We start from the raw sequence: 12,702 nt of genomic DNA, 5'->3' as shown, positions 1-12,702 counted from the left end.
CGCAGCAGTCCGAGCCGGCACGCAGAGACTCCGAAACCGGAACAACTAACGCGGCAAAATGCGAGTCAGGGCCGTATTCAAATCCCTTAGTTAGGATTCAGAACACGGCCCTGACCTGCTATTTCGGTGGAGGTGAGGGGACTCGAACCCCTGACCCTCTGCATGCCATGCAGATGCGCTACCAGCTGCGCCACACCCCCGTGGCGTTGTCCCGGTCGATCACCCCGGGCAACGAGAAGAACAGTAGCGGAACCCTCTTCCGATCACGAAATCGGGGCCCCCGTTCCGTACGTCGCAAGCCGCCAAGGCGCCGACGGGATGAGTCCGTGGGCGGACTCCCGGGCCACGAGCTCGATCCAGGCGCAGTTCGTCAGCGGGGCCAGGGTGGTGACGACGGACGGATCCCAGCCGAGGAACGCGGCCAGGCCCTGGCGGATGGCACCGCCGTGGGCGACGACGACCACGGTCTCGCCGGGCGCGACGGCCTCGGCGATGTCGTGAAGGGCGGCGCTGAAGCGCGCCGCGACGGTGGGCCAGGACTCCCCGCCGTGGGGTTCCCAGCTGGCCGGCATCTCACCGAAGCGCTTGTGGATCTGGGCGCGGTTCATCCCCTCGGCCTCCCCTGCGCAGACCTCCCGCAGGCGCGGGTCGTAGGCGGCCTCCCGGCCGGTCTCCTCGGCGACGTACGCAGCTGTCTGCCGCGCCCGCATCAGGTCCGAGGAGACGAGGTGGGTGACGGAGAAGGTCGTCCCGAGGGCACGAGCGGCGGCCTTGGCCTGCTGGTGGCCGGTCTCGGCCAGCTCGATGTCGGTCTGGCCCTGATAACGGCCGTCGGCGTTCCAGGGCGTCACGCCGTGGCGGAGCAGGACGATGCGACGAGTCACGGGAGCGGTCAGCTCTCGGAGACGACGTCGGCAGGCAGCTGGATCGACGGGCAGTCGCGCCAGAGCCGCTCGAGGGCGTAGAACTGGCGCTCCTCCTCGTGCTGGACGTGCACGACGATCTCGCCGTAGTCGAGCAGCACCCAACGGCCCTCCTTGTGGCCCTCGCGCCGCAACGGCTTGGAGCCGAGGTCGCGCAGCTTCAGCTCGACCTCGTCGACGATCGACTGCACCTGACGCTCGTTGGGTGCGGAAGCGAGGACGAAGGCGTCGGTGATGGCCAGCTGGTCGCTGACGTCGAAGGCGAGGATGTGTCCGGCCTTCTTCTCCGAGGCTGCCCGGGCAGCGGTGATGGTGAGCTCGATGGCGTGCTCGGTCGCGGTCATACGCGGTCCTTGTCTGAGGGAGTCTTGCGGTAGAGGTCGTGCTTGCCGATGTACTGCACCACGCCGTCAGGGACGAGATACCAGACCGGCTCGCCGCGGTGACGCCGCTGGCGGCAGTCGGAGGAGGAGATCGCCAGAGCCGGGATCTCCAGCATGGTGATGCGGTCGGCGGGGATCTTCGCGATGACGTCGGGATCCATGGAGTAGCCCGGACGGGTGCAGCCTACGAACTGGGCGAGCTCGAAGAGCTCGTCGGTGTCACGCCAGGTGAAGATCTCGGCGAGCGCATCGGCCCCGGTGATGAAGTAGAGCTCGGAGTCCGGCAGCGCCTTGGCCAGATCGCGCAGCGTATCGATGGTGTAGGTCCGGCCCGCCCGGTCGATGTCGACCCGGCTCACCGTGAAGCGCGGGTTCGCGGCGGTCGCGATGACCGTCATCAGGTAGCGGTGCTCGGCCGGCGAGACGTCCCGGTCGGCCTTCTGCCACGGGTCGCCGGTCGGCACGAAGACGACCTCGTCGAGGTCGAAGAAGGACTGCACCTCCGAGGCCGCCACCAGGTGGCCGTGGTGGATGGGATCGAACGTGCCGCCCATCACCCCGACACGGCGCTTGCCGGTCAGGCCCTCCAGACCCGGCTCGGGCGCTCCCCCGCTGCCCATCGGATCAGTGCTCAGGAGTGCTCACGGCCGCCGGCGAACCAGACCAGGGCCAGCAGCGCGAAGACCAGCACGGCCAGGGCCACGCCGCCGATGACCCACTCGATGCCAGAGGTGCCGTGCTCGGCCCCGTGCTCAGCGGAGGTGATGATGCTCGACACAACAGAGTTCGACATGGCGCACAGATTACCTTGCCCTCAGCCGGCTAGCGCACATGGCCGTCGCCGGTGACCACGTACTTCGTCGAGGTCATCTCCGGCAGCCCCATCGGACCGCGGGCGTGCAGCTTCTGGGTGGAGATCCCGATCTCCGCACCGAAGCCGAACTCGCCGCCGTCGGTGAACCGCGTCGAGGCGTTGACCATGACCGCCGCAGAGTCGACCGCGGCGGTGAACCGCCGGGCGGCGCTCAGGTCCTCGGTGACGATCGCCTCGGTGTGCCCGCTCGACCAGCGGCGGATGTGCTGGACGGCGGCATCGAGGGAAGGTACGACCGCGGCACTGATCTTCAGCGCCAGGAACTCGGCCGCGAAGTCCTCGTCGGTGACCGGCTCGACCTTGTCATAGGCCTGGAAGGCCTCGTCCCCCGTGATCAGGACACCACGCTCCTGGAGCGCCGGGATCACGCGGGGCAGGAACTCCTTGGCGATGTCGGCGTGCACCAGCAGCGACTCGGCCGAGTTGCACACGCTGGTGCGCTGGGTCTTGGAGTTGACGACGATCGCGAGCGCCTTGTCGAGATCGGCCGCCTTGTCGACGTAGACGTGGACGTTGCCCACCCCGGTCTCGATGACCGGCACCGTGGACTCCTCGACCACGCTGCGGATCAGTCCGGCGCCACCGCGCGGGATGAGCACGTCGACCAGGCCGCGCGCTCGCATCAGCGCCTTGACCGAGTCGTGGCCCTCACCGGGCACGACCTGGATCACGTCGGCCGGGAGACCCACAGAGGCGACGGCGTCACGGAGCACGGATCCGATCGCCCCGTTGCTGGCCGCGATGTTGGAGGAGCCGCGCAGCAGCGCGGCGTTGCCGGACTTCAGGCAGATCCCGGCCGCGTCGACGGTGACGTTGGGCCGCGCCTCGTAGATCATCCCGACGACGCCGAACGGCACCCGCACCTGGCGCAGCTCGAGACCGTTGGCGAGGATGCTGCCGCGTACGACGTCTCCGACCGGGTCCGGGAGCGCGGCCAGCTCGCGCAGCGCGGCGGCGATGCCGTCGAGGCGCTCCGGCGTCAGGGTGAGCCGGTCGACGATGTTGGCGGGGCTGCCCGACGCCTCGGCGCGGGCGACGTCGCTGGCGTTCGCCTCCAGCACCTCGTCGGCGCGTTCGAGGAGCGCGTCGGCCATCGCGTGCAGCGCCGCGTCCTTCACGCTGCGCGGCGCGACCGCGAGCTCGTAGCTCGCCTCGCGTGCCTTCGCCGCCACCTCACGGATCACTGCCTCTGCACTCATAGGAGAAGCCTAGGACCTACCCGGTGCCCCGCCACCACCCGTTCGCCGTGCGGACCGCTGGACTACGAACCGGCGTGGAGGTCGCCGGTCCGGGCGATCGCGAGCAGGAGATCGTGCGCGTGGTCGGCCACGGGGTTCTCGGTACGCCGCGCACCGAGCTCCACCAGGGCGACCAGGTCCGCGGCGCGGGCCAGGTCGAGGGCCTCCGACGTACTGCCCCCGCGCACGGAGACGTAGCCCTCCAGAACACCTGCGACGTACGCCTCGGCGCGGTCGAAGCGCAGCAGGTTGCCGAGGTCTGTGAACGGCGAGCCTGCGTGGGCGTACTCCCAATCGAGGACCGCACGCACATCGAGCGCCTCCGGGTCGAGGATGATGTTCTTCGGATTGAGGTCGCTGTGCACCAGGCTCACCCTGCCGACGGTGTCGAGGAGGTCCTGGGCGTCGGCGGCCACATCGCGCAGCCCGTCCAGATCGGCCGATGACCAGTCGAGACGATCCGCGTAGGACTCGACCCACTCGGTCAGGTCCACCGCGAACGCCTCGACCCGCAGCTCGCTGTCGGCAAAGGTCCCGGCGGTCAGGAACGGCATCCCGGCCAGCGTGCCCGCGATCTCCCCCAGACCACGCCCGAGCCTGCCCTGCTGCTCCTCGTCCAGGTCCGGCAGCAGCAGATCCCCGCGTACGCCGTCGACGTACTCGGTCACCAGCAGGGCGGGAGCGCCTGTGGCCGGGTCGGCGCGGCGCACCTCCAAGACGCCGGGAACGGGGACGAGGCCCCGCACCAGACGGTGCAGGGCCTCGTGGATCTCCGCAGCCTGCGAGTGGTGGCGTGGGTCGGCGAAGATCCGCACGACCGACCTATCACCGCCGACCTCTGCCAGGAACGTCTCGCCCGACCAGCCGCCCTCGAGCGGCCGGAGGCCCCCGCCCAGTTCACCGAAACTCACCGCGCGAGGCTATCCGGTCATGCGCAGGGACGGCGCTTCGGCTCCGAGTAGATCCGGTGAGTGGCGTTCGAGCTGTTCCACATCCTGTTGAAGCGGTCGGTGTAGGCGTTGTAGTAGCTCTTCGAGGTGAACCGGAAGGTGACCTCGTCGTTGCTGAACGAGGGCGGCGACCAGTTCTCCGAGCCGGTCCAGACGCTGGTGGTGCCCCGGCCGGCGAAGGCGCCGTTGACGCTCATCCACTTGTAGTGGGAGTAGCAGCGCGACCCGTAGACGATCTTGTCGCCGCTGGTGGACGTCTTGCGCCCCCAGTCCCAGGCCGCGTCGCGCGCCGGGATGCCGACCCGTCGGAGCTTGCGGTAGACCACGTCGCTGGTCACCGAGCCGATCACCCGGACCACACAGCCGCGCTTCTTCAGCCGGACCACCTCATCGGCGATGCGCTCGCCACGTCGTCCGTACCACGCGTACATGTGGACTCGCAGGATCGTCTTGCCCTTGGTGCCGTAACCGCTCGGCGCACGGCACCCGACCTGACGCAGCCGGTCGATCACCCGGTCGCCGGTGCCGCGGGCATAGATCTCGTCGCTGGTCGTGCCCGGACGCGTGCGCTGGAATCCGACCGAGGTGCCTCCGCCGGACCACGACACGTAACGCGGCGAAGCCTTACGGTCGGCCTTGAGCTCGTTGAACATCCGCAGCCAGGTGCGCCAGAGGCTGTCGTTGGCGTAGATCGTCTGGGCATCGTTCCACTGCGAGCCGGCCGCGCCGCCACCGAGGTTGCCGGAGCTGTTGATCAGGATGTTGCGCTTGGTGCCGACCTGGGTGAACGAGTGGATCTTGATGTGCAGGTTGCCCTTGTCATATCCACGGCACGCACCGGCGCAGCCGTAGATGAAGCTCGCGCGGGAGCGCTTGGTGCCGAGACGTTCGGCCAGCTTCCGCTCGCCGCTGCTCCACATCTTCCGGTTCGTCAGGATCTGCACGTGGACACCACGCTTGTGTGCCGCGATCAGCTGATCGACGGTGTCAGCACGGTCCAGGTTGTAGGTGACGAACCGGATGTAGGAGCCCTTCGCGGCATAACGGATGCTGTTGTTGATCCGGTGCACGACGAAGTTGCGCTGCGACGCATTCCCTGTCGGGTTGTTGAAGAACGGTCCAGCCGGAGGCGACCACGTCGCCGCGGTTGCCGGTGTCGAGATGACGGACATCGTCGCCACGACCAGCGCCGCGACGCAACCCGCCACAGCCGAAGCGATCGAGATCTTCCGGGTCGTCTTCGACCTCAGCAAATTGACCCACATGAGCCCGGACTATACCCAGCGACGTATGGCCCGCAACGCCAATTCCCCAAACTTGCTGCCAAACGTGAGAAACCCGTCACCGAGCGGTGCTCGGCAACGGGTTTCTCGAGGTCGTACGGGGCCTCGTTCGTCAGCCCTTGGCGGCCTTCACGGCCTCGGTGACGGCCGGGAGGACCGTGTGCAGATCGCCCACCACACCGAAGTCGACGAGCTCGAAGATCGGTGCCTCCTCGTCCTTGTTGACCGCGACGATGGTCTTCGAGGTCTGCATACCGGCACGGTGCTGGATCGCACCGGAGATCCCGTTGGCCACATAGAGCTGCGGGGAGACGGTCTTACCGGTCTGACCGACCTGGAAGGTGTGCGGCATCCAGCCCGAGTCGACCGCGGCACGCGAGGCGCCGACCGCGGCACCGAGCGCGTCGGCGAGCCCCTCGACGGCGGAGAAGTCGCCGCCGGTGCCACGACCACCGGAGACCACGATCGCGGCCTCGGTGAGCTCGGGACGACCCGACGCCTTACGCGGCTGGGAGGCCACGATCTGAGCGGTCTTGGCGGCATCCGAGATGGTCACCTCGAACGGGGTGACCGCGGCGGCGCCGTCCTTCTCGACCGGAGCGGCCGAGTTGGGCTTCACCGTGATGATCGGGGTGCCCTTGGTGACCTTGCCCTTGACGGTGTAGTTGCCCGCGAACACGGACTGGGTGGCCACACCGGACTCGTCGAGGTCGACGGCGTCGGTGATCAGACCGGAGTCGAGCTTGATCGCGAGGCGGGCCGCGACCTCCTTGTTCTCCGCGGAGCTCGGGAGCAGGATCGCTGCCGGGGAGGCGGCGCCGGCCAGCTGGGCGATCGCCTCGGCCTTCGGGGCGACCAGGTAGCCCTTGATCTGGGCGTCGTCGATGACGTACACCTTCTCTGCGCCGTAGCCCTTGACGGCCTCCGCGGCACCAGCGGCACCGTCGGCACCGCCGATGTAGACAGCGGAGGGCTCGCCGAGCTTGGCGGCGAGGGTCAGCAGCTCGTAGGTCGGCTTCTTGACCTGACCACCTACGTGGTCGATGAGAACGAGAACTTCAGCCATGATTCAGATATCCCTTCTCGGCCTCAGATGAACTTCTTGGACGCGAGGAACTCGGCCAGCGCCTTGGCGCCCGAGCCGTCCTCGTCGGTGACGATCTCACCGGCGGTGCGCGGCGGGCGGGCCGCCGTCTCCTCGACCGCGGTGTAGGCGGCACCGAGACCGACCTGGGCGGCGTCGACGCCGAGGTCGCCCAGCGACCACGTCTCCAGCGGCTTCTTCTTGGCCGCCATGATGCCCTTGAACGACGGGTAGCGAGCCTCGCCCGACTGGTCGGTGACCGAGAGGACCAGCGGCAGCGTGCCGCCGATGACCTCGGTGGCGACGTCGCCGTCACGCTTGATGCGGATCTGGTCGCCCTGGGTCTCGACGACCGAGGCGAGGGTGACCTGCGGCAGGCCGAGACGCTCGGCCAGCATCGCCGGGACGACGCTCATGCCGGCGTCGGTCGAAGCCAGACCGCCGACCACGAGGTCGACCTTGGTCTCGGCACCGAGCTTCTCGATCGCCTTCGCGAGCACCAGCGAGGTGGCGATGGCGTCCGAGCCGGCGATCGCGTCGTCGACGACGTGGACGCCCTTGTCGGCACCCATCTGCAGCGCCTTGCGCACAGCAGCCTCGGCAGCCTGAGGACCAACGGTCAGCGCGGTGACGGTGATCTCCTCGCCGTCACGCTTCTCCTTGATCTGCAACGACTGCTCGACCGCGTACTCATCGAGCTCGGAGAGCAGACCGTCGACGTTCACGCGGTCGACGGTGAAGTCGTCCTCGAACTGCCGGTCCGCGGTCGCGTCCGGTACGTACTTCACAAGCACAACAATGTTCATGATGGTGCGGCCTTGCCGGCCCCTCCTGGAATGGTCGTAGTTCGCCAGCGATGTTACCGGTCAGTCACATACGGATGACAGGTGCCTTCGCGTTGAGAATGTCACATGACGTCAGGGCCTGATGACACCGGCCACGATCCGGCCGACGATCAGCCAGGCCAGCGCACCGATGCCCCAGTTGAAGAGCGCGTTCTTGGTCTCCGCGTCCTCGCCGCCGAACTGCTTGATGCCGTTGTCACGGGAGAAGAGCCCCAGGTCGGCGACGTCTGCGGCGTCGAGCACGAACTTGACGAGGGTGTTGTCCTGGTTGGCGTTCAGCGCGATCAGCAGCGCGCCGATCGCCAGCGCCAGCGCGGCGATCAGCGAGACCACCCAGACCACTCTGGCGGCGTAGGACCGGACCGTCTTGACCACGCCAGGACCGGTGGACGTCTTGGTGTCGGACACGAGAGTCACTTCCCTTCGAACTTCGCTTTGCCGGGGCCGTTCTCCAGGAACGACGTCATCCCGGTCTGAGAGTCCTGCGTCGCGAACACGCCCGCGAACTGCTGTTGCTCGATGGCGAGCCCGGTGGCGAGGTCCACTCCGAGACCCTTGTCGATCGCCGTCTTCGCCGCCGCCAGGGCGTACGGGGCCGCTGTCGTGAACTGGCTCGCCCACGCGAGCGCCTCCTCGTAGACCGAGGCCGCCGGCACGAGCCGGTCGGCCAAGCCGATTGCAAGCGCCTCGTCTGCCTTGACGAAGCGCCCCGAGAAGATCAGGTCCTTGGCCGTGGACGGCCCGACCAGCCGCGCCAGGCGCTGGGTGCCACCGGCACCCGGGATGATGCCGAGCAGAACCTCCGGCTGACCGAAGGTGGCGTCCTCTGCGGCGATCCGGAAGTCGGCCGCGAGCGCGAGCTCGCACCCGCCGCCCAACGCGTAGCCGGTCACCGCAGCCACCACCGGCTTGGGGATCTCGGCGACCGCCGTCACCGCGGCCTGCACACCCGCGACCCGCTTGGCCATCTCCGAGTAGGAGAGGCCGGCCATCTCCTTGACGTCGTTGCCGGCGGCGAAGAGTCTCTCGCCGCCGTAGACGACCACGGCGCGTACGTCGTCGTCGGCCGCCGCCTCGGTCGCGACCTCGAGCAGCTCGGCCTGCACCTGGAAGCTGATCGCGTTCATCTTGGGACGGTCGAGTCGGATCGTGCCGACGCCGTCCTCGACGGTGAGGTTGACGAAGTCACCCATCGTGGCGCTCCCTGTCTGTCGTTGGCCTGCCTGTGAAGGCGGTTACATGTGTCGGGAACACTATCGGGTGCCTTCCACCTCGCGTGGGCGGGTTCGCGGTACAGGCGTTGCGTGTATCGCGTAACCCCAGCCAGTAAAGGGACGTTTGGCCTATATGACCGAAACACGTTCCAGTCGCACCAGGGTGAGCCTCGGCGCCGCACTGAGCATCGCCCTCGGCGCCTTCGTGCTGGCGACGCCGGTCTCGGGTGCCGCGCTCTCCGCTACCGATGACGCCGCCGGCGTCTCCGACACGTCCGACTCGGCCCGCTCCGGCGGGCTGCTCGGTCACGAGGCCGATGCCGGCCTGGACGTACGCGACCGCGTGCTGCCCACCTCGGCCCAGGAGTCCGCCGCCACGGCGCTCGACGCTGTCGACATCCGCTGGAACGCCCATGGCACACCGACGTCGCTGATCGCCGCCGACGGCGTGCTGGCCCGGGCCGTCTCGTCCGACCCGGTCGCGGCTGCCCGCGGGTTCCTCGAGGACAACGCGGCGGTCTTCGGGCTCTCCGCGACCCAGATGAGCGACCTGGAGCTGGTCAGCGACCAGAAGTTCGCCGCGAACGGCGGCCACGCGGTCCTGTTCCGGCAGACCTACGACGGCCTCTCCGCCGCCACCGAGGGCCTGGTCACCGTCGGGGTGGCCGACGGCGACATCGCCTACGTCTCCTCGTCGCTGTCCAAGGTGACCGGGAGCGTCGCCGGGGCGAAGCTGAGCCCGACCGAGGCATGGCTGAAGGCTGCGGCCTCCGCCGGCCGGCCGGTCACGGGCTCGAAGGTCGGCGAGATCGTCACCGACGCCGCCGCGAAGCTGACGGACTGGACGAAGCTGACCGTGCCCGGCCTGGCGACCGACCAGCTGGTGCGGCTGCGGGCCTTCCCGGTCCCCGGCGAGGGCGTGCGCCCCGTCTTCCAGGCCACCGTGGTCGACTCGGCCGCCGCGACCCTGCTGGGGCAGACGGTGCTCGTCGACGCGGTGACCGGTGAGGTGCTCCTGCGTCGCGACAACGTCGACCACGAGAACGACATCGAAGGACCGTTCACCGGCACCGCGCTGAACGCCTGCGGACCCAAGCACCCCTTCGAGATCGCCGACGACAAGACCCGCACGCTGGCCGCGGTCGCGGTCGGGCTGCCCACCGACGACTTCACCGTGAAGCTCTTCGCCCCCGACGGCAAGCTGCTGGTCGAGGGGGACCTGCTCACCAGCCCCGAGACCGCGACCTACACCGCGGACAAGATCGAGCCGGGGACGTACGCGGTCCAGGTCTGTCCCTTCGACGACTCGCTCCTGGCGGGCAGCTACACGGTGACCGTGGCCTCCTCCGACGCCGGCGCAGAGACGGGTGACCTGCCGGGCAGCAACCCGCGCTGGTCCTACTTCCCCGGCACCCCCGACGCCGCGTCGACCGGCAGCGACGCGGTCCCCGCCAACGACGTGATCGCCTGCTGGACCAAGGTCGCCGAGTGCACCGGTCCGGAGCTGAAGAGCCTGGCCAACGCCGGCCCGTGGGACACGCTGCTGAACACGACCGTCGGCGTACCTTCCCTGACGACCATCGGCAACAACGCCAACACCCACGAGGGCTGGCTCTCGCCGCTGGCCGCGGGTGGTCTGGAGCAGGCTCCGGTCTCGCCGGTACGTGACTACACCGGGAAGTTCACCGACGCCTGGAACAACTCCAAGTGCTCGCCGACGACGCTGGTGCCCGGCGGCAACGACGTGAACTACGTGGTCGGCAACCTGTTCGCCAGCCACAACCGGATGCACGACTGGTCGTACTTCCTCGGCTTCACCGAGGAGAACTACAACCTGCAGACCGACAACCTCGGCCGTGGCGGGCGTGGGCTCGACGCCGAGGTCGGCAACGCCCAGGCCGCCGCGCTCGACTCGCAGATCATCGAGCAGAGCGGGCTGCTGACCGGCCGCAACAACGCCAACCAGCTCACCTTGATGGACGGCGTGCCGGGCATCACCAACCAATACCTCTTCCAGCCCGCCGCCGGCGCCTTCTACGCGCCCTGCACCGACGGTTCGCTGGACTTCGGGATCGTGGGCCACGAATACACCCACGCCATCTCCAACCGGATGGTCGGCGGACCGGACGACGGGCTCACCTCCGAGCAGGGTGGCGCGATGGGCGAGTCCTGGAGCGACCTGGCCGCCGCCGAGCACATGTTCGCCCACGACCTCGACAACGGCGGCAGCCCCTGGGCGGTCGGCTCCTACGCCACCGGCAACACCGACGTCGCGATCCGTGACTTCGCGATCGACAAGAACCCGCTCAACTTCTCCGACTACGGCTTCGACTCCACCGGGCCCGAGGTCCACGCCGACGGCGAGATCTGGAACGGCACGATGTGGTCGGTACGGCAGGCGCTGGTCGACAAGTACGACGCCACCCACCCCTACGCCGACAAGGCCCTGCAGCGACGCTGCTCGGTGGGCACCACCTCGGCCTCGCCGCTGGCGCCCGACCACTGCCCCGGCAACCGCCGCTGGATCCAGCTGGTCTTCGACTCGTTCCTGCTCCAGCAGGGCGCGGCCTCGATGCTGGACGCCCGCGACGCCTTCCTCGCCGCCGACCAGATGCGCTTCGGCGGAGCCAACCGCCAGGTGATCGCCGATGCGTTCGCCCGACGAGGCATGGGTCAGTACGCCACCACGACCGCCGACGACCACGAGCCCACCCCGAGCTTCGCCTCTGTGGCCTCGCGCAACGTCAAGGTCACCTTCAGCGCGCCCGCGAGCATGCCCGGCAAGGTGTACGTCGGCCGCTTCGAGGCCCGGGCCACCCCGATCGCGGACACGCTGGTCGACACCGCGATGGGGTCGTCGGCGCACTTCACCCCCGGGACGTACGAGTTCCTCTACGTCACCAAGACCGGAGGCGCCCACCGCAAGACGGTCACGGTCTCCCCGTCTGAGACCGCCAAGACGGTCTCCTTCCCGTCGGTCACGAACCTCGCAGCCGCCGCCAAGGGAGCGACGGTGATCGCCTCGACCGCGGGCTCCCGCAACCCGGACGCGTTGATCGACGGCACGGAAGCCACCAACTGGGGCGGCGTGACCGAAGACAACGTCGACACCACCACCCCGTCGGTCGCCGTCGACCTCACCGGCGGCACCCACACGGTGACCAAGGTGAACGTGAGCGCCTACCTCTCCCCCGCCACCGAGACCGACGCCGACTCAGGCTCCCGCTTCACTGCCTTGCGGAAGTTCGCCCTCGAGGCGTGCGTGGCCTCGTGCAACACCGCCGGCGCGACCTGGAAGCGCTTCTACACCTCGCCCGACGACGCCTTCCCCGGCAAGCGCCCGAGGCCGGTCGCCCCCAACCTCACCCTGCGCACCTTCGACGTCCCCGACACCGCCGCCGCAGCAGTACGTCTGGTGGCCCTGGAGAACCAGTGCACCGGCTACGACGGCTACGCCGGTGAACAGGACGCCGACCCGCTCACGACCACCGACTGCAAGACCGGCTCCGACCGCGGGACGATCGTTCATGCGGCAGAGCTGCAGGTCTTCGGACAGTGACGCCGGGCCTGCGGACCGGGGTGCGGCGGCCTGGCTTCGGCCAACGCACCCACGGGTGAGCAACGACTCGGGTGTGCGCTTCGCCACGGAAGAACATCTCCCCGCTCGAAGGTAGGTTCCCCACGCTCCGGAACACGGGGAGCCCACCTTCGAGCGGGAGGTCTGCGGACAGGGTCAGGTGCGGCGCGTGAACCGGATCCGCCCATTCGGCAAGCGCTCATACCCGTAGTTCGGATCGTGGATCCGGCGGTGATCCCGTGGGCACAACAGGAGGGTCTGTCGGAATCTTTGTGTAACTGGCTCGGCGTGATGCCACGGATCTGGTCCGTGGCGGAAGGAGCATCACGTC

Annotated in this window: 12 protein-coding genes and 1 tRNA gene; 1 reads left to right on the top strand and 12 read right to left on the bottom strand. The window is 68.8% G+C overall.

The window, feature by feature from the left end; genetic code table 11:
* Nucleotides 1-127: 127 nt before the first annotated feature.
* The 12 genes from WBG06_RS25660 to WBG06_RS25605 form a co-directional block, all read right to left on the bottom strand.
* Nucleotides 128-200, bottom strand: a tRNA-Ala gene (locus tag WBG06_RS25660).
* 63 nt (nt 201-263) lie between these two features.
* Nucleotides 264-884 (bottom strand): histidine phosphatase family protein, encoded by a 621-nt coding sequence (locus tag WBG06_RS25655; RefSeq protein WP_336740534.1) that lies wholly within the window; start codon nt 882-884, stop codon nt 264-266.
* An 8-nt stretch (nt 885-892) separates the two neighbouring features.
* The gene (gene rsfS, locus WBG06_RS25650) at nt 893-1,267 is read right to left on the bottom strand and encodes a ribosome silencing factor (protein ID WP_336740533.1); all 375 of its coding nucleotides are present in this window, start codon (nt 1,265-1,267) and stop codon (nt 893-895) included.
* Nucleotides 1,264-1,926, bottom strand: a complete 663-nt coding sequence (gene nadD, locus WBG06_RS25645) for a nicotinate-nucleotide adenylyltransferase (protein ID WP_336740532.1) — start codon at nt 1,924-1,926, stop codon at nt 1,264-1,266. The genes rsfS and nadD overlap by 4 nt, the downstream gene beginning before the upstream one ends.
* Nucleotides 1,927-1,937: 11 nt before the next feature.
* Complete coding sequence (locus WBG06_RS25640; RefSeq protein ID WP_336740530.1) at nt 1,938-2,099, bottom strand: hypothetical protein; 162 nt, start codon at nt 2,097-2,099, stop codon at nt 1,938-1,940.
* Between the two features lie 29 nt (nt 2,100-2,128).
* Nucleotides 2,129-3,379, bottom strand: coding sequence for a glutamate-5-semialdehyde dehydrogenase (locus WBG06_RS25635; RefSeq protein WP_336740528.1), 1,251 nt, complete (start codon nt 3,377-3,379; stop codon nt 2,129-2,131).
* 62 nt (nt 3,380-3,441) lie between these two features.
* Nucleotides 3,442-4,329 carry a phosphotransferase family protein gene (locus WBG06_RS25630; protein WP_336740526.1) on the bottom strand — a complete coding sequence of 296 codons (888 nt, stop codon included), beginning with the start codon at nt 4,327-4,329 and terminating at the stop codon, nt 3,442-3,444.
* Nucleotides 4,330-4,346: 17 nt separating this feature from the next.
* Nucleotides 4,347-5,633, bottom strand: a complete 1,287-nt coding sequence (locus WBG06_RS25625; RefSeq protein WP_336740525.1) for a phospholipase D-like domain-containing protein — start codon at nt 5,631-5,633, stop codon at nt 4,347-4,349.
* Between the two features lie 130 nt (nt 5,634-5,763).
* Entirely contained in the window at nt 5,764-6,717 is a 954-nt protein-coding gene (locus tag WBG06_RS25620) for an electron transfer flavoprotein subunit alpha/FixB family protein (protein WP_336740523.1), read from the bottom strand.
* A gap of 23 nt (nt 6,718-6,740) precedes the next feature.
* Nucleotides 6,741-7,523 (bottom strand): electron transfer flavoprotein subunit beta/FixA family protein, encoded by a 783-nt coding sequence (locus tag WBG06_RS25615; protein WP_442945511.1) that lies wholly within the window; start codon nt 7,521-7,523, stop codon nt 6,741-6,743.
* Nucleotides 7,524-7,652: 129 nt separating this feature from the next.
* On the bottom strand, nt 7,653-7,988 hold the full coding sequence (locus WBG06_RS25610) for a hypothetical protein (RefSeq protein WP_336740520.1): 336 nt from the start codon (nt 7,986-7,988) through the stop codon (nt 7,653-7,655).
* 5 nt (nt 7,989-7,993) lie between these two features.
* On the bottom strand, nt 7,994-8,773 hold the full coding sequence (locus WBG06_RS25605) for an enoyl-CoA hydratase/isomerase family protein (protein ID WP_336740519.1): 780 nt from the start codon (nt 8,771-8,773) through the stop codon (nt 7,994-7,996).
* Nucleotides 8,774-8,927: 154 nt separating this feature from the next.
* Here WBG06_RS25605 and WBG06_RS25600 point away from each other — a divergent pair, with 154 nt between their 5' ends.
* Entirely contained in the window at nt 8,928-12,353 is a 3,426-nt protein-coding gene (locus WBG06_RS25600; RefSeq protein WP_336740517.1) for a M36 family metallopeptidase, read from the top strand.
* Nucleotides 12,354-12,702: the final 349 nt, after the last annotated feature.

Origin of the sequence: Nocardioides sp. CCNWLW239 (assembly GCF_037137035.1) — a bacterium.
Lineage (GTDB): Bacteria > Actinomycetota > Actinomycetes > Propionibacteriales > Nocardioidaceae > Nocardioides.
Note: the sequence above shows the minus strand (reverse complement) of the source record. Positions and strands in the feature narration are given on the sequence as shown.

Bases quoted from the DNA above. Each gene is read 5' to 3' on its own strand.
- WBG06_RS25620 (WP_336740523.1), bottom strand. From the start codon at position 6,717: ATGGCTGAAGTTCTCGTTCTCATCGACCACGTAGGTGGTCAGGTCAAG.
- WBG06_RS25640 (WP_336740530.1), bottom strand. From the start codon at position 2,099: ATGTCGAACTCTGTTGTGTCGAGCATCATCACCTCCGCTGAGCACGGG.
- WBG06_RS25625 (WP_336740525.1), bottom strand. From the start codon at position 5,633: ATGTGGGTCAATTTGCTGAGGTCGAAGACGACCCGGAAGATCTCGATC.
- rsfS (WP_336740533.1), bottom strand. From the start codon at position 1,267: ATGACCGCGACCGAGCACGCCATCGAGCTCACCATCACCGCTGCCCGG.
- WBG06_RS25605 (WP_336740519.1), bottom strand. From the start codon at position 8,773: ATGGGTGACTTCGTCAACCTCACCGTCGAGGACGGCGTCGGCACGATC.
- WBG06_RS25600 (WP_336740517.1), top strand. From the start codon at position 8,928: ATGACCGAAACACGTTCCAGTCGCACCAGGGTGAGCCTCGGCGCCGCA.
- WBG06_RS25635 (WP_336740528.1), bottom strand. From the start codon at position 3,379: ATGAGTGCAGAGGCAGTGATCCGTGAGGTGGCGGCGAAGGCACGCGAG.
- nadD (WP_336740532.1), bottom strand. From the start codon at position 1,926: ATGGGCAGCGGGGGAGCGCCCGAGCCGGGTCTGGAGGGCCTGACCGGC.